At 74.7% G+C, this 23,893-nt stretch carries 20 protein-coding genes; 11 read left to right on the top strand and 9 right to left on the bottom strand.

Annotation, left to right across the window (positions count from 1 at the left end):
* The first annotated feature begins 72 nt into the window (after positions 1-72).
* The 3 genes from hypE (at position 73) to ACZ51D_RS02610 (ending at position 4,908) form a co-directional block, all read left to right on the top strand.
* Positions 73-1,062: a hydrogenase expression/formation protein HypE gene (gene hypE / locus ACZ51D_RS02620; protein WP_465661053.1), complete on the top strand. Its 990-nt coding sequence runs from the start codon at positions 73-75 to the stop codon at positions 1,060-1,062.
* Positions 1,063-1,284: 222 nt separating this feature from the next.
* Positions 1,285-3,954 carry an Ig-like domain repeat protein gene (locus ACZ51D_RS02615; RefSeq protein WP_465660941.1) on the top strand — a complete coding sequence of 890 codons (2,670 nt, stop codon included), beginning with the start codon at positions 1,285-1,287 and terminating at the stop codon, positions 3,952-3,954.
* A 225-nt stretch (positions 3,955-4,179) separates the two neighbouring features.
* A complete protein-coding gene (locus ACZ51D_RS02610; RefSeq protein WP_360490994.1) occupies positions 4,180-4,908 on the top strand; it encodes a hypothetical protein in 729 nt (242 codons plus the stop codon).
* Positions 4,909-4,981: 73 nt separating this feature from the next.
* On the opposite strand, the gene ACZ51D_RS02605 is transcribed toward ACZ51D_RS02610, so the two are convergent.
* Entirely contained in the window at positions 4,982-5,821 is an 840-nt protein-coding gene (locus tag ACZ51D_RS02605; protein WP_465619482.1) for an ATP-grasp domain-containing protein, read from the bottom strand.
* Between the two features lie 183 nt (positions 5,822-6,004).
* Here ACZ51D_RS02605 and ACZ51D_RS02600 point away from each other — a divergent pair, with 183 nt between their 5' ends.
* A complete protein-coding gene (locus ACZ51D_RS02600; protein WP_465660939.1) occupies positions 6,005-6,496 on the top strand; it encodes a signal peptide protein in 492 nt (163 codons plus the stop codon).
* A 29-nt stretch (positions 6,497-6,525) separates the two neighbouring features.
* Here ACZ51D_RS02600 and ACZ51D_RS02595 read toward each other — a convergent pair whose 3' ends face one another.
* The 7 genes from ACZ51D_RS02595 to ACZ51D_RS02565 all read right to left on the bottom strand — a co-directional run bounded on the left by ACZ51D_RS02595 (position 6,526) and on the right by ACZ51D_RS02565 (position 13,960).
* Positions 6,526-7,620, bottom strand: a complete 1,095-nt coding sequence (locus ACZ51D_RS02595) for an LLM class flavin-dependent oxidoreductase (protein WP_465660937.1) — start codon at positions 7,618-7,620, stop codon at positions 6,526-6,528.
* A gap of 40 nt (positions 7,621-7,660) precedes the next feature.
* Positions 7,661-8,686, bottom strand: coding sequence for an LLM class F420-dependent oxidoreductase (locus tag ACZ51D_RS02590; RefSeq protein ID WP_465619476.1), 1,026 nt, complete (start codon positions 8,684-8,686; stop codon positions 7,661-7,663).
* 73 nt (positions 8,687-8,759) lie between these two features.
* Positions 8,760-10,376 carry an ABC transporter substrate-binding protein gene (locus ACZ51D_RS02585; RefSeq protein WP_465660935.1) on the bottom strand — a complete coding sequence of 539 codons (1,617 nt, stop codon included), beginning with the start codon at positions 10,374-10,376 and terminating at the stop codon, positions 8,760-8,762.
* Positions 10,377-10,445: 69 nt separating this feature from the next.
* A complete protein-coding gene (locus ACZ51D_RS02580) occupies positions 10,446-11,345 on the bottom strand; it encodes an ABC transporter ATP-binding protein (protein ID WP_465660933.1) in 900 nt (299 codons plus the stop codon).
* On the bottom strand, positions 11,342-12,124 hold the full coding sequence (locus ACZ51D_RS02575; protein WP_465660931.1) for an ABC transporter ATP-binding protein: 783 nt from the start codon (positions 12,122-12,124) through the stop codon (positions 11,342-11,344). Before ACZ51D_RS02575 ends, ACZ51D_RS02580 begins: the two co-directional genes overlap by 4 nt.
* Entirely contained in the window at positions 12,121-13,014 is an 894-nt protein-coding gene (locus ACZ51D_RS02570) for an ABC transporter permease (protein WP_465660929.1), read from the bottom strand. The genes ACZ51D_RS02575 and ACZ51D_RS02570 overlap by 4 nt, the downstream gene beginning before the upstream one ends.
* Position 13,015: 1 nt before the next feature.
* Complete coding sequence (locus tag ACZ51D_RS02565) at positions 13,016-13,960, bottom strand: ABC transporter permease (protein WP_465660927.1); 945 nt, start codon at positions 13,958-13,960, stop codon at positions 13,016-13,018.
* Positions 13,961-14,687: 727 nt separating this feature from the next.
* Here ACZ51D_RS02565 and ACZ51D_RS02560 point away from each other — a divergent pair.
* The 7 genes from ACZ51D_RS02560 to ACZ51D_RS02530 all read left to right on the top strand — a co-directional run bounded on the left by ACZ51D_RS02560 (position 14,688) and on the right by ACZ51D_RS02530 (position 22,489).
* Positions 14,688-15,605, top strand: coding sequence for a LuxR C-terminal-related transcriptional regulator (locus ACZ51D_RS02560; RefSeq protein ID WP_465619464.1), 918 nt, complete (start codon positions 14,688-14,690; stop codon positions 15,603-15,605).
* 261 nt (positions 15,606-15,866) lie between these two features.
* A complete protein-coding gene (locus tag ACZ51D_RS02555) occupies positions 15,867-16,766 on the top strand; it encodes a hypothetical protein (RefSeq protein WP_465660925.1) in 900 nt (299 codons plus the stop codon).
* Position 16,767: 1 nt separating this feature from the next.
* Positions 16,768-18,603: an asparagine synthase (glutamine-hydrolyzing) gene (gene asnB, locus ACZ51D_RS02550; RefSeq protein WP_465660923.1), complete on the top strand. Its 1,836-nt coding sequence runs from the start codon at positions 16,768-16,770 to the stop codon at positions 18,601-18,603.
* Positions 18,600-19,166: a flavin reductase family protein gene (locus ACZ51D_RS02545; protein ID WP_465660921.1), complete on the top strand. Its 567-nt coding sequence runs from the start codon at positions 18,600-18,602 to the stop codon at positions 19,164-19,166. Before asnB ends, ACZ51D_RS02545 begins: the two co-directional genes overlap by 4 nt.
* Positions 19,163-20,662, top strand: coding sequence for a 4-hydroxyphenylacetate 3-hydroxylase family protein (locus tag ACZ51D_RS02540; RefSeq protein WP_465660920.1), 1,500 nt, complete (start codon positions 19,163-19,165; stop codon positions 20,660-20,662). The genes ACZ51D_RS02545 and ACZ51D_RS02540 overlap by 4 nt, the downstream gene beginning before the upstream one ends.
* Positions 20,659-21,501, top strand: coding sequence for a class I SAM-dependent methyltransferase (locus tag ACZ51D_RS02535; RefSeq protein ID WP_465660918.1), 843 nt, complete (start codon positions 20,659-20,661; stop codon positions 21,499-21,501). The genes ACZ51D_RS02540 and ACZ51D_RS02535 overlap by 4 nt, the downstream gene beginning before the upstream one ends.
* A 112-nt stretch (positions 21,502-21,613) precedes the next feature.
* A complete protein-coding gene (locus ACZ51D_RS02530; RefSeq protein WP_465660916.1) occupies positions 21,614-22,489 on the top strand; it encodes a helix-turn-helix transcriptional regulator in 876 nt (291 codons plus the stop codon).
* Between the two features lie 18 nt (positions 22,490-22,507).
* On the opposite strand, the gene ACZ51D_RS02525 is transcribed toward ACZ51D_RS02530, so the two are convergent.
* Complete coding sequence (locus ACZ51D_RS02525; protein ID WP_465660914.1) at positions 22,508-23,821, bottom strand: MFS transporter; 1,314 nt, start codon at positions 23,819-23,821, stop codon at positions 22,508-22,510.
* Positions 23,822-23,893: the final 72 nt, after the last annotated feature.

Genomic DNA, 23,893 nt, shown 5'->3' with positions numbered 1-23,893 from the left:
GACGCCCCGCCCGCGCCCGACTTCGCCGGCTGGAGCTGCCCGCTGCCGCTGCGCGACCACCCCCGGGTGGTGATGGGGCACGGCGGCGGCGGGGCGATGTCCGCCGAACTGGTGGAGAACCTCTTCGCGCCGGCCTTCGGCGGCCCGGCCCTCGCCGGGCTCGGCGACTCGGCCGTCCTGGAGCTCGGCGGGGCCCGGCTGGCCTTCTCCACCGACTCCTACGTCGTCCGGCCGCTGTTCTTCCCGGGCGGCAGCATCGGCGACCTCGCCGTCAACGGCACGGTCAACGACCTCGCGATGAGCGGGGCCCGGGCGGCGTACCTGTCCTGCGGGTTCATCCTGGAGGAAGGGGTGGAGATGTCCGTGGTCGACCGGGTGGCCCGGGCGCTCGGCACCGCCGCCCGGACCGCCGGGGTCGAGGTGGCCACCGGGGACACCAAGGTGGTCGAGGCCGGGCACGGCGACGGCATCTACCTGAACACCGCCGGCATCGGCCTGGTGCCCGCCGGGGTCGACATCCGGCCGCAGCGGGCCGCCCCCGGCGACGTGGTGATCGTCAGCGGGCCGATCGGGTTGCACGGGGTCGCGATCATGAGCGTCCGGGAGGGCCTGGAGTTCGGGGTCGAGGTGCGCAGCGACTGCGCGGCGCTCGGCGGCCTGGTCGAGGCGATGCTCGCCGTCACCCCCGACCTGCACGTGCTGCGCGACCCCACCCGCGGCGGGCTGGCGGCGGCGCTCAACGAGATCGCGGCCGCCGCCGGAGTGGGCGTGACCATCAGCGAGCGGGCCGTCCCCGTCCCCGACGCGGTCGCCAACGCCTGCGCACTGCTGGGCCTGGACCCGATGTACGTCGCCAACGAGGGCAAGCTCGTCGCCTTCGTGCCGCGCCGGGAGGCGGACGCGGTCCTCGCCGCCATGCGCGCCCACCCGCTCGGCGCGGAGGCGGTGGTGATCGGCGAGTGCGTCGGGGAGCACCCCGGCATGGTCGTCGCCCGGACCGGTTTCGGCGGCACCAGGGTGGTGGACCTGCCGATGGGCGAACAGCTGCCGCGGATCTGCTGACGCCACGTCAGTCCTGGCGCCGTGCGCGTCCTGACGCCGTGTGAGCCCTGCCGCCCCGGGAGACCGCTCCCGGGGCGGCGGTGCGTTCCGGGGTGCGTCGCTCGTCCGAAGGGGGTGATTCGGTGGGCGAACGAGTGTACGGCGCTCGCGCCCGACGATCGTCCGGGTTCCGGCCTCCACACACTGTGACCACTCTGTGTGCTCGTTCGAAAGGAACCGCCGGTGGAACCCGTAAGACCCCGACCACGACCGGACCTGTTCAGACGGTCGCTCGGCGCGGCCCTGGCGCTGTCCCTGGCCGCCGGTCCGGCCCTGGTGTCGGCGCACGCGTGGGCGGCCGAGAGCCCGTCGGCACCCTCGGTCCAGGACGGCAGCGACCAGCCGCCGGACCGTTCGCCACGCACCGTCCCGACGAGCCCCAGGAGGGTGCGGCCGGCGGTCAGGACGCCGGGCGTGTACGTCGTCGACGCGGACGCGGCCGTCGGCGCCACCACGTTCGGCGAGGCCTCCGTCGCGATGAACCCCGCCAACCCCCAGCAGGTCGCCATCACCCGCTTCACCTTCCCCTGGAACGGCAACGCCGACCTGCTGTACTCGGCGGACGGCGGGATCACCTGGAAGGACGAGGCCACCATCCCGCCGCCCCCGGGCGTGGCGAACACCTCGGGCGGCCCGAACGACCAGACGATCGACTTCGGCCGCAACGGCACCCTCTACGCCACCTTCCTGACCGGCGGGAACCAGATCGTCACCGGCTCGACCACCGACCCGACCAAACTGGCGTCGTGGAGCTGGAACAACCCGACGCCCACCACCACCCAGATCACCAGCGCCACCGGCACCAACGCCGACCAGCCCTGGCTGATCGTCAACCGCGACACCGGCACGGCAAGCCAGGACAACGTCTACGTCGCCTACCAGGACTTCCGCGGCGGCGTCCCGCACGACCGCGTGAACGTCTCCCACAACGCCAACAACACGCCGCCGGTCAACTTCGACCGGGACAACGTGGCCGGCACCGGCGCGCTCAGCGGCGGCGTCATCAACGGCGGGCTCCGGCTGGCCGCCGACCGGCGCAACGGCACCATGTACGCCCTCTACCAGCAGGGCGGCGGGACCACCCAGCCGGAGAACGTCACCCTGATGCTCAACCGGTCCACCGACGCCGGACAGAACTGGACGCTGGGCGGGAGCACGGACGGCATCGCCGTCTCCACGGACAACACCCGCCAGGGCAACGCCGGTTACAAGTTCGGCGGGGTCAACTCCCTCCAGGGCGGCGTCGACCACGTCGCCGTCGACCCGACCAACGGCGACGTCTACGTGGCCTACGGCGCGGACGTCTCCGGCAACAACCAGATCCGGATCCGCCGGCTCACGGACAACGGCACGGGCGGCATGAACGTCGGCGGCGCCGTCAACGTCTCCGCCTCGACCAACGCGGCGCTGCCCTCCGTGGCGGTCCTCAACGACGGGACGGTCGGGGTCCTCTACCTGACCAACGACGGCACCAACGCCAGCGGCTTCCCCGAGTTCACCGCCCACCTCGCCCGCAGCACCGACCACGGCGCGACCTTCACCGACACCGTCCTGCAGTCGTACACCACCAAGGTCGGCACCGCGAGCAACCCCAACGAGCGGCTCTTCGGCGACTACCAGCAGCTCAAGGCCGTCGGGAACACCTTCTACGGGGCGTTCATCGGCAACCTCAACGGCCTCGGCCAGACCACCGCGCAGCCGACCGACACGATCTTCTTCAGCGTCCCGCAGTTCACCAAGTCGACGCTGTCCTCCTCGTCCAACCCCTCGCTGTACGGCCAGCCGGTGCACTTCACCGCGACCGTCGTGCCCGTACCGGACGGCGGCACGGTCACCTTCGCGGTGGACGGCACCCAGCTCGGCAGCCCGGTTCCCGTCGACACCACGACCGGCACGGCGACCTCCGACGACATCGCCTCCCTCAGCCCCGGCCCGCACAACGTGGACGCCACCTACAGCGGCGACCCGAACTTCGTGGGCGACACGGCGATGACCCTCGTCCAGAACGTCGAGAAGGCACCGGTCGACACGACCCTCACGCCATCGGCGAACCCGTCGCCCTTCGGTCACGCGGTGACCTTCACCGACACCGTGTGTCCGGCGTTCCCCAGCACCAACCCGAGCCTGCCGCCCACCGGGACCGTCACCTTCCGGGACGGCACGACCCTGCTCGGCACCGGCACGCTGACCCCCGGCGGCGGCACCAACTGCGGCCGCACCCAGGTGAGTTTCGCGAACCTGCTGCCGGGCACCCACACCATCACCGCCCAGTACAGCGGCGACGGGAACTACCTGGCGGGCAGCCTGGAGTCGATCACCCAGACGGTGAGCTGCACCAGGACCATCACCGGGACCGTCGGCGACGTGGTCGCGACCGGTGACAGCACCTGCGTCGTCGGCGCCACCGTCAACGGCACCGTCCACAACCCGGGCGGCGGCGCGCTGTTCATCAGCGGCTCCACCGTCCACGGGGCCGTCCTGTCCTCCAACGGCACGCTCTTCGCCCTGTGTGGAAGTACGGTCGGCATCACGACCAGCGTCTACAGCTCGACCGGCTTCGTGCTCGTCGGCGACCCCGGTGACGACGGCTGCGCCGGCAACCGGCTCAACGGCTCCCTGCTGCTCGGCAGCAACCACGGCGGCCTGGAGGTCATCGCCAACCAGGTGACCGGATCGGTCCAGGTCCAGGGCACGACCGGCACCGGTCCGTTCCCCGAGGACACCCGCGCGGAGATCGAGAGCAACACCATCGGCGGGATGCTCTCCTGCGCCGGCAACACCCCGCCGCCCACCAACGACGGACACCCGAACACGGTGACCGGGCCGAGGCTCGGGCAGTGCTCCAACCTGTAGTCCTGTTCCCGCAGACCGAGTGATCGCGAAGGGGCCCGCCCGTGCGGGCCCCTTCCGCTTGATCCGGATACGCTGGGCAGTAGAGGCCCCGGGCCCGTCCGACCGCCCCGGGCAGATCAGCGCGGCATGGTGCGGAGGTGCGTGGTGCCGGAGGGTAACGGGCCGCGACGGCGCGAGTGTTGCGGAGCACACGCCCCGCACGGCCACTGACGGGACGCCGCGGCCGTGGGCTCCGCGGACACCGAGGTCGAGGTGGTGGTGACCGTGCCCAACCACGGCATCGGCCTGTGGATGGTCGGTGCGTTCGTGCTCACCTTCGTGGGCACCCGGGTGGTCACCCGGCTGATCCGGGCCGGGCGCGGGCCGTTCCGCAACGTCGAGGTCGGCGGCACCCATGTGCACCACCAGGTGTACGGCATCCTCGCGATGCTGGTGGCCGGCGCGATGGAGTTCGCCTACCGCCCGGACACCCCCGGGGTGCAGGTCCTGGCCGCGCTGTTCGGCGCCGGCGCCGCGCTCACCCTCGACGAGTACGCGCTGTGGCTGCACCTGGAGGACGTCTACTGGACGCGCGAAGGCCGCAAGTCCGTCGACGCGACCTTCCTGGCGGTGGCGGTCGGACTGCTGCTGGTCGCCGGGTTCAGCCCGTTCTCCGACACCGGCCAGGGCGCCGCCGCCCATCTGACCTTCGCCGTGCTGCTGCTGGTCAACCTGCTGTTCTCCGTCGGGGCGATCCTCAAGGGCAAGACGGCGGTCGGCGTGATCGGGCTGCTGGTGCCCCTGATCGCGCTGGTCGCCTGCCTGCGGCTGGCCAAACCCGACTCGCCGTGGGCCCGCTGGCGCTACCGGCCGGGCTCGCGCCGGGCCGAGCGCTCGCTGCGCCGCTACCCGCCCGGGCGGCGGACCCGGATGGACGCCCTGAAGGACTTCGTCGGGGGCGTCCCCCGGCAGTGAGGCCCCGGGGCAGCCCGTCCGTCGGTCCGCCCGTCCGTCGGTCCGCCCGTCCGTCGGTCCGCCTGTCCGTCGGTCAGCCCGGCAGAGCCAGGAATCGGCGCAGCGAGCCGGCCATGGCCCGGACGAAGCGCTCCCGGGTCTCCTCGGGGACCAGGTCGAGGGACAGGTAGGGGTTGAGGTCCTCCAGCTCGACCAGGAGCAGGCGCCCGTCGGGCGCCCGGCAGGCGTCCACCCGCTGGATCCCGTGCTCGAGCGTGTTCCAGTCGACGAAGCGCCGGGCGAACCCGAGGTCGGCCGGGCTCGGCTCGTACGGCTCCAGCACCCAGCGGCGGGCCGGGTCGGGGGCGTGCAGGGCGTACTGGAAGGCGTCGTCCACGAAGTAGAACGAGACCTCGTACCGGAAGTCGATCCGCGGCTGGACCAGCACCTCGCCCCACGCGGGACCGTCCGGACCCTCCAGCTCTTCGGGGGCGAGGAAGCGCAGGCCTATGCTGTCGGCGCCCTCCTTGGGCTTGACCGCGTAGCGGTCGGCGGCGGGCAGCCGGGCGAGGTCCTGCGGCCGGTCGACGGTGGGGATGACCGGGTGGCCGGTCTCGGTCAGGTCCAGCAGGTACTGCTTCCCGGCCATGTCCCCCCGCCCGGTCAGCGGGTTGTAGACCCGCACGCCGTCGGCCAGGGCCCGGTCCCGGAAACGGGCGTACTCCTCCCGGTAGTGCAGCACCGGCCCGCTGTTGCGCACGACGACCGCGTCGAAGCGCGCCATCAGGGCCCGGGCGTCGAGCGGGTGGCACAGGGCCAGGTCGAACCACTCCCGCAGCCGGGAGGTGAGGAAGACGTCCTCGTCGCCGTAGCGGCGGCCGCGGGCCGGGTAGGCCAGGTCGGTCACGTACAGCAGGCTGGGCCGGGCGGGCACGGGCGCTCCCTCGGGTGGTGGTGGGGGACCGAAATCTACCGGTCCACCGGCCCCGTCGGCCGTGGACCCCGGGGGCCGCCGGTCCGGCGCGGATGCGCGTTGCGCCATCGGAGTGCAGGGTGGACGGGTACGGTCCGGCCGGCGGACTCCCGGGGGACCCGAGAACGATCGAAGGAGGCCGCCATGCCGACCAGGAAGATTTTCGGCCGGGCCCTGGCCCTGACCGCCCTCGCCGCCCTGCCGGCCGCCGCTTTCACACTGCCCTCACCGGCGGCCGCCGCCGTGGCCTCCGCCCCGCAGGCGGTCGCCGTCGCCGCGCCGACCTCCTTCGTCGACCTGCCCGGCAGCCCGCTGCCGTCCGACCACGCGGCGCACCGGATCACCGTCACCTACCGCAACCCCACGGGGGCGGACCAGACCATCGCCCCGCAGATCCTCGTCGAGTCACCCGACAACGGGCCCTTCCTCACCCCGGGGAACGTCAAGCTCGAGATCCTGGTCGGCGGCGCCTGGAAGACCGTGCCACTGGCCAGCCAGACCGGCACGCTGTACACCGGCCTCACCTCGGCGAAACTGGTCCTCCACAGCCACCACACGCTGACCCAGTACTACCGGCTCACCGTGCTGAAGGCCTCCCCGGGCACGATCCAGCCGAGGGTGGCGCTGTACGGCTGAGGCGGTCCGGGGTCCGGGCGGTGGCGTGTTCACCAGTCGCGGCGGTCGGCCGGGGTGCCGAGGCCGGCGCGGAGGTGGCGGACGAGGGCGCGGCGCAGCTCCCGGTCGTGGTCGGTCTCGACGGCGAGGTCGAGCTGGACGATGTCCACGCCCGCCGAGCGGAGGAGCCCGATCCGGGCCGCGACGGCGGCCGGGGAGCCGGCGTAGGCGGCGCTGAGGGAGCGGCGGACGTAGGCGGCCACCTGCTCGTCGCCGTGGGCGGGGTCGGAGTGGCCGCGCTCGCGGTCGCGGTCGAGTTGGACGGCCTCCCGCCAGCGGCCGCCGGCGCCGCCGGAGGTGAGGCGCAGGGCGTCCCGGCGCAGTCGGCGGACCCGGTCGCGGGCCTCCTCGTCGGTGTCGGCGAGGACGACGGTGACGTGCCGCCAGATCCGCAGGGACCGGCCGTGGACGGCGGCCGCGGCGCGGGCCTGGGCGATCCGCCGCCGGGTGTCGGGCAGCGGCAGCGGGCTGACGGCGTACACCTGCGCGTAGCGGGCCGCGAGGTCGAGGCCCTGCGGTGAGGAGCCGCCGAAGGAGAGCAGCTCGCCGCCCGGTCTCGGGTGCAGGCCGGGGCGGGCGGCGGCCACGGTGTAGAACTCGCCCTTGTGGTCGATGTCCCGGTCGGCGGTCAGGTAGCGGGTGAACAGGTCGAGGTACTCCTCGGCCCGGCGGTAGCGCTCCGCCTTGTCGAGGAGGTCGCCGTCGCGGGCCGTGTCGCGGTCGCTGGAGCCGATGATGACGTGTGCCGCCGCCCGTCCGCCGGAGAGGCGGTCCAGGGTCGCCAGGGAACGGGCGGCGACGGTCGGCGCGGTGGTGCCGACCCGGTGGGCGACGGCGATGCGCAGCCGGGTGGTGGCGGCCAGCGCCCAGGAGGCCACCAGCCAGGGGTCGGGCCACGAGCTGGACTGCACCACCAGGGCGCTGTCCAGCCCGTCCTCCTCGTTCTCGCGCGCGGTGCGGGCGACGTACGCGGGGTCGGCGGTGCGGTCGCGGCCGTCGGGGGCCCAGCGCAGGGCCTGGCGCTCCTGCGGGGTGTCGCCGGGGACGGGTGCGGCGCGGACCCCGCCGCGGATCTCCAGGGGCACGGGCTCTCCTCGGATGGGAATCGGACGGAACGGCGGCGGGTCAGCGGGCGGCCGGGCCGAGCCGGGCCAGGGTGTCGAGCAGCTTGGCCCGGCTGACGAACACCTCGGGCGGCAGCGACACGTACAGCTGGATGGTGGTGACGCCCGGGCGGTGGTAGGCGAGGATGCGTTCGCGGCACTCCTCGGGGGAGCCGCTGACGAAGAGTCCGTCGACGACCTCGTCCGGCAGGGCCTTCTGGGCGCCCTCCGGATCCCCCTCGGCCCACCGGCGGTGGGTCTCGGCGAGCAACTCGCCGTGGCCCAGCCACTCGTGGAACTTCCGGTACGGCTCGCGGTTGAGGATCCAGGCGAGGAAGGGCCGGCTGGCGCGGTGGGCGTAGTCGGTGTCCTCGGTGGGGCAGACGAAGACCTTCACCACCAGCTCCTTGCCTGGCGGCTGCGGGCCGACGGTCTCCAGGATCTTCGGCACGTCGTGCGGGAACAGCAGGTTGGTGATGGCGCCGTCCCCCTCGGTGAAGCCGAGCCGGAGCATGTTGGGCCGCAGCGCGCCCAGGATCACCTTGACCGGGTCGGCGGGCGGGTGCGGCAGCCGGTAGCCGGTGATGTCGAAGGTGTCGAACCCGCCGGTGACGTACTCGCCGCGCAGTGCCCGGGTGACGAAGCGCAGCACGTCCCGGGTGCGCTTGAACGGCTCGTCGAAGGGGATGCCGTTGATGTCGGTGACGTGCGCGGGGACGGAGGCGCCGATGCCCAGCAGGAGTCGTCCGGGGGCGAGTTGGGCGAGTGTCGCGGCGGTCTGGGCGAGCACCGCCGGGCCGCGGGTGTGCACCGGGACGATACCGGTGGCGATCCGCAGGGACGGGGACCACGCCGCCGTGGCGGCCAGCGGGGTGAAGGCGTCGGTGCCGCCGCCCTCGGCGCTCCACACGTCGGTGTAGCCGAGGTCGGGCAGCCGTTCGACCAGGAAGCGGTGCCGGTCGATGGTCAGGCCCGGCAGGGGCAGGGTGATGCCCCACTTGGGCGGCTCGGTGTCGGTGTGGTGGTGCGGCGGGTGCGGGGTGGTCATCGGACGGTTGTCCTTCCAGTGGTGCTCGGGGGTGGTGCTGGGGGTGGTGTCGGAGAGGGGGCGTCGGTCAGCCTCAGCCGACCCGGACCGTGGTCAGGTCGAGGAACCAGGACTGCGGCTGCACGAGCCCGTGGACCTTCGGCGAAAGGGCCCGCGGGTTGCGGTCGTTGACCACGAACAGCCAGGGCGCGTCCTGGGTGACGAGGGTGAGGGCCCTGCGGTAGCCGGCCTGCCGGGCGGCCTGGTCGGCGTCGGCGGCCGAGGACGCGAGCAACCCGTCGACCTGCGGGTTCGCGTAGTGGCCGGTCCAGAACGGGCTCGTGGAGCCGATGAACAGCGGCAGCAGTGCCTCGGACTGGAACAGCGTGGTGGACTGCGCGACGGCGTCGGAACCGAGCGCGACCTGGCCCTTGGCCTCGGCGCCGATCAGGGTGGTCCAGTCGGTGGTGCGCAGTTCGACCTTGATGCCGACGGCGGCGAGGTCCCGCTGGATGGCCTCGGCGATCGGCACCGGCAGCAGGTTGCCGCTGCCGCCGGTGGGCACCGTGACGGAGGTGCCGAAGCCGTTCGGTACGCCGGCCTCGGTGAGCAACTGCCGGGCCTTGGCCGGGTCGTAGGAGTAGGCGTCGCCGGCGGGGTCGTAGGCGGCGGTGGCGCGCGGCGCGGCCTGGTAGGCCGGGTCGGCGGTGCCGTGCAGCAGATTGTCGGCGATGGCCTTGCGGTCGATCGCGTAGTTGGCGGCCTTGCGGACCAGCGGGTTGTTCCAGGGGGCCTTGGAGGTGTCCAGGATCCAGTACCAGAGGTGGTCGTAGCTGTTGGTGGCGATCGTGACGCCGTCGGCCTTGAGGCTCTCGATGTCGTCCGGGTTCGGGTACTCGATCCAGTTCGCGCCGCCCGAGCGCAGGGCCGCGGTGCGGGCGGCGGCGTCCGGCAGCGCCTTGATCACGAGGCGGTCGAGCTTGGGGGCGCCGCGCCAGTAGTCCTTGTTGGCGGTGAGCTCGATCTGCTGGCCCTCGGTCTGCGAGACGAAGGAGAACGGGCCGGTACCGACCGGGTGTTGGGCGAAGTTCGCCGAGCCGGCCTTGCGGACGGCGGTGGGACTGGCGATCAGGACGTGCGCGAGGTCCTCGGGGAAGTGGCCGTTGGGTTCCTTGGTGACCAGTTCGACGTGGTCGGCGTCGGTCTTGCGGTAGGAGGCGATGTCGCCCGCGTACTCCGCGGCGGCGGCGCCGAGGGCGTCGGTGTACTCGGGGCTGCCCTTGTCGAGGTAGCGCGCCAGGTTGAAGACCACGGCGTCGGCGTCGAAGGGGGTGCCGTCCTGGAACTTCACGCCCTGGCGGAGGGTGAAGGTCCAGGTCCTGCGGTCGGCCGCGACCTGCCAGTCGGTGGCGAGGGCGCCGGTGACGGTCGGCGGCTTGTCGGTGCCCTTGAGCAACTCGTAGCGGGTGAGGCCCTCGTAGAGCTGGAAGGAGACCAGCCGCTTGCCCTCGAAACCCGCGCCGCCGATCACGGTGTCGGTGTTGGGCAGCTTGCCGGTGGCGCCGATGACCAGGGTCCCGCCGCGGCCGTCGCCGCCGCCCGCCCCGGTGGAGCCGCCGCCGGACCCGGCGCAGCCGGCGGCCGCGGTGAGCAGGACGGCGGCGGCCGACAGGGCGACGGCTCTGGAACGGGTACGGGCGGTGCGCGTCATGGTGTTTCCTCGTCGGTTCGGTGGTGCGGAGCGCGGAGCGGTGTCGGTCAGGGCGGGGAGCGGTGTCGGTCAGGGCGCGGAAGGGGCTGTGCCGGTGGCGGAGGGGACGGTGCCGGTGGCGGCTTCCAGCAGCGCCCGGGTGTACGGGTGCGCGGGGGAGTCCCAGAGGCGGTCGACGGGCCCCTCCTCGACCACCCGGCCGTGCCGCAGCACCAGCACCCGGTGGGCGAGGTGGCGGACGACGGCGAGGTCGTGGGAGATGAACAGGTAGGCCAGGCCGGTGCGTTCGCGCAGCTCGGTGAGCAGGTCGAGCAGTCGGGCCTGCACACTGCGGTCCAGGGCGGAGGTCGGCTCGTCGCAGACCAGCAGCTCGGGCCCGGTGGCCAGGGCCCGGGCGACGGCCACCCGCTGCAGCTGCCCGCCGGACAGCTCGCGCGGGTAGCGGGCGGCGAGCGCGGGCTCCAGACCGACCTGGGCGAACAGTCGGGCGACGGTTGCGGCACGCCCGGCGCGCGGGGCGCCGTGCTGCCGCAGCGCGAAGGCGACCGCCTCCCCGGCCCGCAGGCTCGGGTTGAGCGAGCCGCGCGGGTGCTGCGGGACGAACTGCAGCCGGCCCCGCAGCGCACGGTCGGCGCGGCCGCGCAGCCGGTACGGGTCGCGGCCGTCGAAGCGGACGCTGCCGGAGTCGGGGGCGAGCAGGCCGAGGGCGAGGCGGGCCACGGTGGACTTCCCGGAGCCGGACTCGCCGACCAGGGCGACGGTCTCGCCGGGGGCGATGGTGAGGCTGACGCCCTCCAGCGCCGTCCGGCCGCCGTAGCGCTTGCCGACGGCGTCGAGGGTGAGCAGGGGGCGCGGGGGCGTCTCGGCGCCGGAGACGGTGTGGCGGTCGGGCGTGTCGCGGTGGTCGGGCGTGTCGCGGTGGTCGGTCGTGCCGTGGAGGTCGGGCGTGTCGCGGTGGTGCAGGCTCATCGGCGGGCTCCCGGTTCGGCGGCCACCAGGGCGGCGGTGAAGGCGTGGCCGGGCTCGCCCAGCACCCGTTCGGCCGGGCCGAGTTCGACGATCCGGCCGGCCCGCATGACCGCCACCGTGCCGCCGATCCGGCGGGCCACCGCGAGGTCGTGGGTGACCAGCAGCAGCGCGATGCCGCAGTCGGCGCGCAGGGTGGCGAAGAGGTCCAGGATCCGGCCGCGGACCAGGGCGTCCAGCGCGGTGGTCGGCTCGTCGGCGATCAGCAGTTCCGGGCCGCAGCAGATCGCGAGGGCGATCGCGGCGCGCTGGCGCAGGCCGCCGGAGAGCTCGTGCGGGTACGCCCGGGCGACCCGCCCCGGATCCGGGACGCCGGCGGTGGCGAGCAACCTGGGGACGGCGGCGCGGGCGGCCCGGCGGCCGTCGGCGATCCGGTGTCGGCGCAGCACCTCGGCGAGTTGCGGGCCGATCCGGCGCAGGGGGTCGAGCGAGGCGCTCGGGTCCTGCGGCACGTAGCCGATGCGCCGGCCGCGGACGTCCGAGAACGCGCGCTCGTCGAGTGCCCGCAGGTCCGTCCCGGCGAGCCGGACGCTCCCGGTGACGGCGGCGCCGCGCCCGGGCAGGCCGAGCACCGTACGGGCGACGGTGGTCTTGCCGCTGCCGGACTCGCCGAGCAGCACCAGGGCGCCGCCGGCCCGCAGGGCGAGGGAGACCCCGTCGACGGCCCGGACGCCTCCGGGGTACTCGACGCCCAGACCGTCGATCTCCAGCAGTGGGCTCATCGGATCACCTGCTTGGCAGTTCGTCGCGTCACGGCCTGGGTGGCGCGCGGCAGATGGGCTGTGGCGTCGCCGACCCGGGTGCGCAGCGCCTCGCCGAGGGTGTTGAACACGACCGAGACGGCGAGGATGACGAGGGCCGGCAGCACCGCCACCCAGGGGTGGGTGAGCAGCGAGGGCCGCAGCTCGTCCAGCATCGCGCCCCACTCGGCGGTGGGCGGGGCGACCCCGAGCCCGAGGAAGGACAGTCCGGCGGCGTACACGACGGCGAGCCCGACCAGCGAGGAGGAGTACACCAGCACCACCGGAGCCACCACGGGGGCGGCCTGCCGGAGCACCAGCGCGCCCCAGCCGGCGCCGCTGACCCGGGCCGCCTCCAGGTACTCGGAGGTGCGGATCCGCCGGGTCTCGGTGAACGCGACCCGGGCCACCGCCGGGGTGAGCACCACGGACAGCGCGAGCACGGTCGCGCCCAGGCCGGGGGTGAGCAGCGAGGCGACGGCGATCGCCAGCAGCACCCCGGGGAAGGCGTAGAGCACGTCCAGGGTGCGCAGCAGGGCCTGTTCGGTGAACCGGCCGCCGAGGCCGGCCGTGATGCCGAGCAGGGTCCCGGCGACGGCGGCGACGGTGACCGGCACGAGCCCTCCGGTGAGCGAGGCACGCCCGGCCCAGATCAGCCGGCTCAGCAGGTCGCGGCCCTGCCCGTCGGTGCCCAGCGGGTGGCCGGGGCTGCCGGGGTCGAGCAGCCGGTCCGCGAGCCGCCCGGCGGCCGGGTCGTACGGGGCGACCAGCGGCGCGGCGAGGGCGAGCAGGACGAGCAGCACGGCGAGGCCGCCGGGGACGACCAGGCCGAGGCTCCGGCTGGTCCGTCCGGTCCACGGGGTCGACGTCATGTCAGGTCCTCACTCGCGGGTCGATCGCCGCGTGCGCCGCGTCCACCAGGATGTTGACGCCGACGAACGCCACCGCCACCACCAGCACCCCGCCCTGCACCAGGGGCAGGTCACGGGCGGTGAGCGCGTCGTACAGCAGCCGGCCGACGCCGGGCCAGGCGAACAGGGTCTCCACGAAGACCACCCCCTCCAGCAGGTAGGCGAGTTGCAGGCCGCCGATGGTCAGCAGCGCGGGCGAGGCGTTGTGCACGCAGTGCCGCAGCACGGCGGCCGGGCGCAGGCCGCGGGCCCGCAGCGAGTCGGCCAGCTCACCGGCCAGGACGGTGCCCAGCGACGCCCGGAACACCCGCGCGGTGAGCCCGAGCGGCACGAGCGCGGCGGCGACCGCCGGCAGGACCAGGTGGCGGGCCAGGTCGGCCGGACCGCCGGAGCCGAACGCGTCGTGCGTGCCGCCGGCCGGCAGCCAGCGCAGCCCGACCGCGAAGACGGCGATCAGCAGCAGCGCCACCGAGTACTGCGGGGCGGACACCGCGAGGGTGGACAGCGCGCCGGAGATCCGCCCGCCGGGGCCGCGCGGACCCACCGCACCGAGGGCGCCGAGCGCCACCCCGCCGACCAGCACCAGCAGGAACGCGGCCGCCGTCAGGGTGAGCGTCTGGCCGAGCGCGGGGAGCAGCAGGTCGGCGACCGGGCGCTGGCCGGAGACGGACGTGCCGAGGTCGCCGGTGAGCGCGTGGCCGAGCCAGTCCGCGTAGCGCACGGGCAACGGCTGGTCCAGGCCGAGCCGTTCGGTGAGCACCCGACGGGCCTCGGGCGGTGCGCCCGGGCCGAGGAAGGCGGCGACCGGGTCGCCGGGGACGAGCGCCACGGTCGCGAAGACGACGGCGGTGACGCCGAGCAGCGTCGGGACGGCCAGCAGGAGCCGGCGCACCAGGAACCGGGTCACCGGTCGACCCTCCGGGGCGGGGCGCCGGACGGGCCGGCGGCGGGCCGGTGGGGCGGGGCGGGCATGGCGCTGCTGCTCCTTCGGGAGTCGTGCGGGAGTCGTGCGGGACTTCTGCGGGAGTTCTGCCGGAGTTCTGCCGGAGTCCTGCGGGAGTTCTCGGACGGGGGTTCGGGGATGCCGGGCCGTCATCTCGGCTGCGTGGCAGCGGCGTTCGGAGTGCGGGCGGGGCTGCCCCTGCGACGTCGGGACACCGTCGCCGCGACGGCCGAGGTCGCTTGGAGGAGCGTTGCGGACGCACGGCCCCGACAGCCAGTCAGGTCCTGATGCTGTTACCTCCGGTCACAGGATCCGCGGTGGCCGGAGTGACACTGCCCCGGCCGCCGAGGCCCGGTCCCGTCCTTGACCTGCACAAGGAACCGGACCTAGGGTTTCCCGCATGGCTATTCGGCGGACCGACTTCACCTTGGTCGGGATCGGCGGCTCGTGGCACCGCAGGTGCTTCGACGAGTTCTGTCGATCGCGCGCACCGCGCTGACCGCCCCCGGTCCACACCCGCCGCGGTCGGCGCTCCCTCCTCACCCCGGATCCCTGCCCGACGCCCGTCCGCGTCGCCGGCGGATCCCTGTCGCAGCACATCGCGTCCACGGGGCCGACCAGCCACCAGCTAGGGGGACCGCATCGCCATGCCCTACCACAGACGTCCAGCCTCCGCTCCCGGAGGTGCCCGATGGCAGCAGTGAGCACCTTCGCCGCCCCGGCCGGCCCGCGCGGCCGCCGGCTTCCCGCCCGCCGCGCCGCCTGTGGCGGCACCGGCCCGGGGGACGCGCCCGCCACGGGACCGGCCCGCCCGCACGCCGAGATCGACAACCCGCTCGACCTGATCGCCGGTCACCAGCTGCTGGCCGAACCGGCACCGCCGGCCCCGGGCCGGGTGGACGCCGGGTGCGGCTGCGGCCACCCGAGTTGCGTGGACGAGGAACGCGACCGCACCGCGCTCGCCCGGGTGTTCCTGGTCGAACGGCACTCGGTGGCCAGCGCCGGGCTGCGCAGCGTGCTGGCCACCGCGCCCGGACTGACGGTGGTCGGCTCCACCGGCGACCCGCTGCGCGCCGTCGCGGCCGTGCACCGCATCGCCCCCGACATCGTGCTGCTCGGCCGCGGCGCGAGCCTGGAGGAGGACCTGGCGGCCGTGGTGGCGCTGCGCGGACCGGACGGGGCCCCCGACGCCCGGGTCCTGCTGCTGCGCCGGGCCGAGTCGACCGCCGAGGCGAGCCGGATGCTGCTGGCCGGAGCCGGCGGCTGCTTCCCGCTCGACCTGGCCGGGGAGCGGATCATCGGCGCGGTCCAACTCGTGGCAGCCGGCGGGTCGGTGTTCCTGCCGGCACCGCCGCCCGCCCGGATCCACGCGGCGGCTCCCGGGCGGCACCTCGGCGAGCTGCCGCCGCAGCAGGCCGGGCTGACCGAACGCGAACGGGAGGTGCTGGTCAAGCTCGGGCACGGGCTGAGCAACGCCGAGATCGGGCGCGAACTGGCCCTCGCCGAGGCCACCGTGAAGAAGCACCTCACCCAGGCCATGCGCAAGATCGGGCAGCCCGACCGGCTGCGCGCCGCGCTCTACGCCCACCGGCACGGGCTCGCCGGGTAGTTCCGTCGCCGTACACGTCCGTCGCCGCACACGCACCGCCCGAGGGCGGGCCCCGCCAGGACGCGGGGCCCGCCCTTCGTCGTGCCCGGGCTCCTGGCGGGTGCGGTGCGAGGCGACCTTCGGAGCATCCGAACGGCGACGATCGGCGCCCTGACCGGCGCCGTTCGGGGCTACCGGGGCGCGCGGACCGCTTCGTAGCGTGGCGGGAACGACGACGACACGACGGTCCGACGGATCGTTCAGCCGAAGGGAGATGGCCCGATGGGGGGTGTGTCCGACGGGACCGGCGGTCCGACCGGCGCCGGTGGCCTGGGGGGTGGCCGGGCCGGTGGCCGGGCGGCCGGCGAGGCCGGCCCGCGTACGGTGGTCCTGCCCGCCGGGAGCCGAAGCCCCGGCCCGGAGCAGCCGAGGTCCCCGTACCGCGCGATGCCGGACGCCGAGCGGTCCGCGCTCTGGCGGCAGCGGCTGCACGAGGCCGAGGCCGGGCTGACGCGGTACCTGGTGTCACGCGGGGACGAACTGCACCTCACCGACTGGTTCGTCCTGCAGTCCGAGCTGTTCGCCGACCTGCCCGAGCCGGACGCGCCGGCCGTCGAGTGGCAGCGGGTGTTCTTCCGCGACCAGGCCCTGATGGAACGTTTCCTCGTCGTCCGCTACGGCGAGCAGGTGCTCGGGGACTGGGCCGGGTCCAACGCCGAGGTGCACCGCGACGTCGAGCCCGACCACGGCCGGGGCGCCGCCGACCCGATCCACCGGATCGCCCGGCAGGCCGAACTGTACGGCTCAGACTACGAGTTCGACGACGACGCACCGCCCGGACCGGAACACGCGGCGCTCACCATCACGCACTGCGCGATCTGGGACTACCGCGAGAAGGCCCGGCGCTCGGGCGTCCGGCTGACCCTCGCCTCGCCCTGCACCTACTGCACCGAGGCGCTGTCCGCCAACATCCGCGCCAAGGGCTACCGGCCCGCGCACCGCCTGACCCACGGCCCGACCGGCCACGGCTGCCGCTGGGAGTCCACGACCGCGACCGGCCCCGCTGAGATCGCCGGGCCCGCCGAAGCCACCGAAGCCACCGGGCCCGCCTCGACGGACGCGACCGCCGAGCCCACCGGGCCCGCCGCGCCCACCGCCACCGACGAACCCGGGGAGTCCTGACATGTGCGGCATCACCGGTTGGATCGACTGGGACACCGACCTGCTCCACCAGGCGCGGACCGTCCGGGAGATGACCGCCACCCTGGCCTGCCGCGGCCCGGACGCGGACGGCGTCTGGCTCTCCCGGCACGCCACCCTCGGCCACCGCCGGCTGTCCGTGATCGACCCGGACGGCGGCGCCCAGCCGCTCGCCGACCGCCCCGGACCGGACACCGCGGCCGTCCTGAGTTACAACGGCGAGCTCTACAACCACCGCGAGCTGCGCACCGAACTGGAGGCCCTCGGGCACGTCTTCCGCTCCCGCTCGGACACCGAGGTGGTGCTGCGGGCCCACCTCCAGTGGGGCAAGGACGCACCGGCCAGGTTCAACGGCATCTTCGCCTACGCCCTCTGGGACGCCCGGCGCGAGGAACTGCTGCTGGTCCGCGACCACCTCGGCATCAAACCGCTGTACTGGCACGCCCACCGCAGCGGCGTCCTGTTCGGCTCCGAGCCGAAGGCGGTGCTCGCCAACCCGCTGTTCCGCGCCGAACTGGACGCCGAGGGCATCGCCGAGCTGTTCGCGCTGCCCGCCGCGCCGAGCGCCGGCCACGGCGTCTTCCGCGGCCTCCACGAGGTCCGGCCCGGCCACCTGGTGGTCGTCGGCCGCGCCGCCACCCGGGAAGTGCGGTACTGGCGGCTGGAGTCCGCCGAGCACCGGGACGACGCCGCGACCACCCGGGCGACCGTCCGGGAACTGCTCGCCGACGCCGTCGAACGGCAGCTGATCAGCGACGTGCCGCTGTGCACCCTGCTCTCCGGCGGCGTCGACTCCAGCGCCGTCACCGCGCTGGCCGCCGCCGCCCGCGAACGGGCCGGCCAGGGCAAGATCACCAGCTTCTCCGTCGACTTCCCCGGCAGCGCCGAACGCACCCCCGACGCCTGGCGGACCACCCGCGACGCCCCCTACGTGGAGGCCGCCGCCGAGCACATCGGCACCCTGCACACCACCGTCCTGGTCCCCGACGACGACCTGCTGGACGCCCGCGACGCCGTCCTGCGCGCCCGCGACCGCCCCGGCTGGGGCGAGATGGACGCCTCCCTGCACCTGCTCTTCCGCGAGGTGCGGCGGCGCTCCACCGTCGCGCTCTCCGGCGAGGCCGCGGACGAGATCTTCGGCGGCTACCCCTACTTCCACGACGCCGACGCCCTCGCCGCCCCGACCTTCCCGTGGCTGCACGGCAGGGCCACCCCGGCGGACCTGCTGCGCCCGGACGTCCGGGCCGAGGTGCGCCCCGAGGAGTACACCGCCGCCGCGTACCGGCGCTCGCTCGGCGAAGTGTCGCGGCTGCCCGGCGAGTCGGCCCGCGACGCCCGGATCCGCGAGGTCTTCCACCTCGCGCTCACCCGCTGGCTGCCCCCGCTGCTGGACCGGGTGGACCGGGTGTCGATGTCGGTCGGCCTGGAGGTCCGGGTGCCGTTCTGCGACCACCGCCTGGTGGAGTACCTGTGGAACGTCCCGTGGGCGCTCAAGGCACCGGACGGGCGGGCCAAGGGGCTGTTCCGCGACGCCGTCCGGGACCTCCTCCCGCCGCAGGTCGCCGACCGGCCCAAGAGCGGCTACCCGTCCACCCCCGCCGTCCGCTACACCGAGGTGCTCACGGCCCGGGCCCACGAGCTGCTGGCCGACCCGAACGCGCCGGTCTTCGAGCTGGTCGACCGCGACCTGGTGCGCCAGCTGCTCGCCGGGGGCCGACCGCTGCCCAGCCCGCGCACCGCGCCGAACCCGGTCGGCGGCCTCGACCACCTGGTCCAGGTCGACGAGTGGCTGCGCGCCTACCGGGTGGGGCTGCGATGAGCGGCGCCCTGACCCGAGCAGCCGGGAAAGCCGCCGGGCACGCCACCGACCAGGCCACCGAGGAGGAGTTCCGGGCCGCCTCCCGCGGCTGGACCAGCGGGGTCGCGGTCGTCACCACCCGCGCGGGCGAGGAGGTCTTCGCCAAGACGGTCTCCTCCTTCGGCACCCTCTCCCTCGACCCGCCGCTGGTCACCGTCGCGATCGGCCGGCACAGCCCGCTCGTGGCCGCCGCCCGGGCCTCCGGGCGGTTCGGCCTCTCGATCCTGACGGACCGTCAGGCAGCCGTGGCCCGGCGGTTCGCCACCCCCGGGGCCGGACGCGCGCTCGGCGCCTTCGCCGCCGTACCGATGCGGACCGCCGGCACCGGCGCCCCGCTCGTCGAGTCCGCCCTGGCCTGGTTCGACTGCCGGCTGCACGCGGCCCTGCCCGGCGGCGACCACACCATCCTGGTCGGCCGGGTCGCCGCCGCGGCCCGCGATGACGGCGAACCCCTCCTCTACCACGACGGCCAGTACCGCCTACTGGCCCCGAAACCCTTGAACACCACCGGAGTTGGCGCATGACACTGCTGGACACCGCCGCCGGTCGCGGCGCGCCCGCCACCGCCCGAGGCCTGCTCACCGGAGACCGCTACCGGGCCGAACTCGACGACGGACGTGAGCTCTACCTCGACGGCCGACGGATCGCGAACCCCGCCGAGCACCCCGCGTTCCGCCCGGCCGTGGACGAGCTGTCCCGGCTGCTCGACCTCCAGCACGACCCCGACCACCGCGACCTGCTCACCTGGCAGGACCCGGACAGCGGCCTGCGGCTGGCCCGCGCCTACCAGCCCCCGCGCACCCTCGACGACCTCCGACTCCAGCGCCGCAGCGCCGAGTTCTGGCACGCCGAAGCACTCGGCCAGCAGGGCCGCTCGCCCGCGTTCATGGCCTCCATCGCCGTCGGCGTCTACGACTTCCGGCACCGGCTGGCCGGGGCCGACCCGCGCTTCGGCGCCAACGCCGAAGCCTGGTACCGCCACTGCGCCACCAACGACCTCGTCCTGTCGCACGCCCTCGGCGACCCGCAGATCGACCGCTCCGCCGACCCGCTCGACGACCCCGACCTCGCCCTGCGCGTCATCGAGGAGAACGACCGGGGCATCGTGGTCCGCGGCGCCAAGCAGCTCACCACCCTCGCCCCGCTCGCCCACGAGGTGCTGGTCTACCTCTCCGCCTCCTTCACCGAGGGCCGCGGCGAACAGTTCGTCACCTGGTTCGCCCTGCCGCTCAACACCCCCGGACTGGTCACCCTCGCCCGCGAGCCGCTCGGCAGCGCCCCCTGGGGCCACGCCCACCCCCTCGGCGCGCGGTACGACGAGCAGGACGCGATGCTCTTCTTCGACGACGTCCTGGTGCCCTGGGACCGCGTCTTCCTGCTGCGCGACGCCGGCCTCGCCCGGCTCGGCCTCGGCCGGATCAACGCCTGGAGCGCCTACATCGGCCACATCCGCTACCGCGAACGGCTGCGCACCCTGCTCGCCACCGCCACCCTCGTCGCCGAGTCGATCGGGGTGGACGGCTTCCGCAACATCCAGGAGGACCTCGGACGCCTCGCCGGGTACGCCGAACTGACCGAGTACTTCCTGGACGCCGCCGAAGCCCGCGGCGGCCCCACCGACGGCGGCCTGTTCGCCCCCGGCGACACCGCCGCCTCCCGGGTCTGGTCGGCCGAGGTGGCCGGCAGCGCCGTCGAGATCGTCCGCCGGATCGGCGCCTCGGGCCTGCTCATCCAGCCCACCGCCGCCGACCTCGCCCACCCCCGGCTGCGCCCGCACCTGGACCGCTACATGCGCGGGCGCGGCATCGACGCCGAACGCAAGTCCCGGCTGTTCCGGATCGCGTGGGAGCTCACCGGCGACGGCTTCGGCCAGCGCCAGGACCTCTACGAGTACGTGCACCGGGGCGACCTGACCCGCAACCGGATCAACATCTTCAAGCGGTACGACCAGAGCGAGGCCCGCGAGCGCCTGCTGCACCTGGTCGACCGGCCCGCGAGCGCCGAGGAGAACCAGTCGTGAGCACGTCCGCCGTCGAGATCCAGGCCCGAACCCTCGCCGGGTACGCCGACGCCAGCCGGCTGCGCCAGGTCCAGGACCGCGACTGGGTGCTCGACCAGGTCACCGGAGCCCCCGAGACCCTGATCGACCTCGGCAGCGGGATCGGCCAGCTGCTGCAGGCCGCCCTGGAACGGTTCCCCACCCTGCGCCGCGCCGTCGGCCTGGAACGCTCCGAACACCGCATCGCCGAGGCCGCCGACCGGCTCCGGCCGTACGGCGAGCGGATCGCCCTGCACCGGGCCGACCTCACCGCGCCCGAGCCGCTGCCCTTCCGGGCCGAGGTGATCACCCAGACCTCGGTGCTGCACTGGCTGTACCCGGACGAGGAACGGATCTTCGCCTGGGCCGCCGCCCACCTCGCCCCCGGCGGCAGGTTCCTGCTCACCAGCTACCACCCCGCCCGCGACGAACACGGCCTCGGCGGCGAGGACGAACTGGTCCGCGACGCCCTGGTGGCCCTCGGCACCCCGGACGACGAGGTGCCCGGCGCCTTCGCGCGCGGCGGCGTGCTGCCGATCGCCACCCGCACCAGGACCGTCGAGGACCTCGCGGCGGTGATCGGCCCGCACCTCGCGGTGGCCGGCCACCTGGAGCGCGACGCCGTCGTCACCGTCGACAGCGCCGAGCAGTACGAGCACTTCCACGCCGCCACCTTCGGCGACTACTACAGCCGCCTGGTACCGGCCGACCGGCGGGCCGCGTTCTTCCGCGCCGTCGGCGAGAGCGCCTGGCGCCGGCAGCGGGAGCGCGGACACGTCAGCCACATGGCCGTCCGGCTCTGGACGCTGACCCCCCGCTAGCCCGCTTCCGTTAACAGCATGTGTAGCCCGCCGCTCACCCCTGGGACGAGCGGCGGGCTGCGCCTACGCTGGGGCCATCACCCCCGAGAAGACGAAGCCGAGGAGCCCACCCGTGTCAACTCCCCCCACCGGACGGGAACTCGGCGCCTTCCTGCGCGCCCACCGCGAACTCCTCAAGCCCGCCGATGTCGGCCTCACCGCCACCACCCGCCGCCGCACCCCCGGCCTGCGCCGCGAGGAGGTCGCCTCCCTGTCCGGGGTCGGCCTGGCCTGGTACACCTGGGTCGAGCAGGGGAGGGTCGCCGCGTCCCGGCAGGTGCTGGAGGCGATCGCCCGCGTGCTGCGGCTGGACGACGCGGGCCTGCGGCACGCCCTGCGCCTGGCCGGCTACCACGAGCCCGCCCCGGCCGCCGGCCCGGACGGCGCCGACCGGATCGCCGAGGCCATCCAGCCCGTCCTCGACTCCTGGCCCGCCAGCCCCGCCGTCCTGCTGGACCGCCACTTCGACCTGCGCGGCTGGAACGCCGCATGGGCGGCGCTCTGGGGCTCGCCCGAGTTCGTCCCCGCCGACCGGCGCAACCTGATGTGGGTGATGGCCGCCCACCCGCGGGTGCGCGCGGTGCTGCGCGACTGGGAACCGCTCGCGATGAACGTCTTCCAGCACTTCCGCGCCCAGGCGGGCCCCGCCCTCGCCGCCCCCCGCACCCGTGAGGTCTACCGGCACCTGGACGAGGACGCGCCGGAGCTCCGCCACTGGTGGGGATGCCACTCGGTGGCGGAGCTGACCGTCCGCACCGTCACCGTCGAACCGGTCGGCCTCGGGCCGGTCCGGCTGACCCTGTCCTCCTTCCACCCGGTGGACGACCCCTCCGCGACGGTGCTGCTGTTCACCCCGACCGACGCCACCGACCGGGCGCGGATGACCGAACTGGTCGAGCATCCGTTGCGCGCGGTCGGCGGCGTGGAGGGGGAGCGCCGGGTCGGCTGAGCCGGACCGGCCGGTGTCTCAGGCCTTCGGCGCGGTGGGGGCGGGGGAGGCGCTGGTGGCTGTGGCTGTGGGGGAGGTGCCGGCGGTGGTGGCGGCGTGGCGCATCCCCAGGCTGACCGCCAGACCGCCGAGCGCGGCCAGCAGCGCGAGACCGGCGCCGATGAGTAGCGTGCCGTCCGCGACGTCGCCGAACGTACCCACCGCCCAGGCGCCGAGCCCGGTGCCCGCGTACATGGTCGACGTCAGCCATGCACTGGAGGTCGCACGCAGGTCCGGGGCGATGGTGCCCGCCAGCGTCTGCTGGTCCGTCACGAAGCCGCCCGAGGCCAGGAACCACACCGTCACCCCGGCCAGGGCGAGCACCAGGCCAGGCCCCTTGGCCGCCACCGCGATGCCCACCGCCAGCAGGACGCCCCACAGCGGCAGCAGCGGCAGGTCGGACCGCCCGGCGGTCCTGGCCCGGTCGCCGAGCCGCCCGCCGACCAGCGAGCCGGCCACGCTGCCCGCACCGACCAGCACACCCACCAGGCCGAGCGCCTGGACCGACAGGTCGAAGCGCTGCACCAGCACCGCGCCGAGGAAGGTGTAGGCGCCCAGGTTGGCCGCGTTGAACACCGTGTTGACCAGCAGGGCGCGGCGCAGCGTCGGATCGGCCCAGCCCGCCAGGATCGACCGTACGGCCCCCACCCGCGGCGCGGGCGCCTGCGCCGTACGGTCCCTGACCTGGCGCAGCAGCAGCGGCACCGCCGCGGCGGTGCCGACGGCCAACGCCCAGAACGCCGAGCGCCAGCCCGCCAGCCCGGCCAGGAAGCCGCCGAGCGGCACACCGATCACCTGCCCGCAGGAGAACAGCGCCATCCCGAGGCCCAGCGCCCGCCCGCGCACCGCCTCCGGCGCGGTCTCGGCGATGTGCGCCCAGATCGCCGGCCCGGCCGCGGCCGCCGCCAGCCCGGCCACCGCACGGGACACGACCAGCAGCGTCAGCCCGGTGGACAGGGCCGCCGCCGCGTTGGACAGGACGAACAGCAGGGTGCCCACGACGAGGGTGCGGCGGCGGCCGAACCGGTCGCTCAGCAGCCCGAGGAAGGGCGCCGCGACGGCGTACACCAGCACGTAGGCGGTGACGCTGGAGGCGGCGGCGGCCTCACTGGTGTGGACCGAGTCCGCGATGGTCGGCAGCAGCGGCGAGACCAGGAAGGTCTCCGTGCCGAACAGGAACAGCAGGAGGAACACCCCGGCGTAGCGCCACCGGTCGAAGCCCCGCGCGGCCGTGTCCAGGGGCGGGACGTCCTCGGCCCGGTCGGGCAGGGGCGGGTCGGAGATGCTGCTCACGGCGAAGTACCACCTTCACGTACGGTGGCGCGGCCGGGCCCTCGGACGGCGGGCGGAAGCGGCCGCGCGACG

This window comes from Kitasatospora sp. NPDC033851, assembly GCF_055576085.1.
The sequence above is the reverse complement of the archived record's forward strand: the minus strand, read 5'-3'. Positions and strand labels throughout refer to the sequence as shown.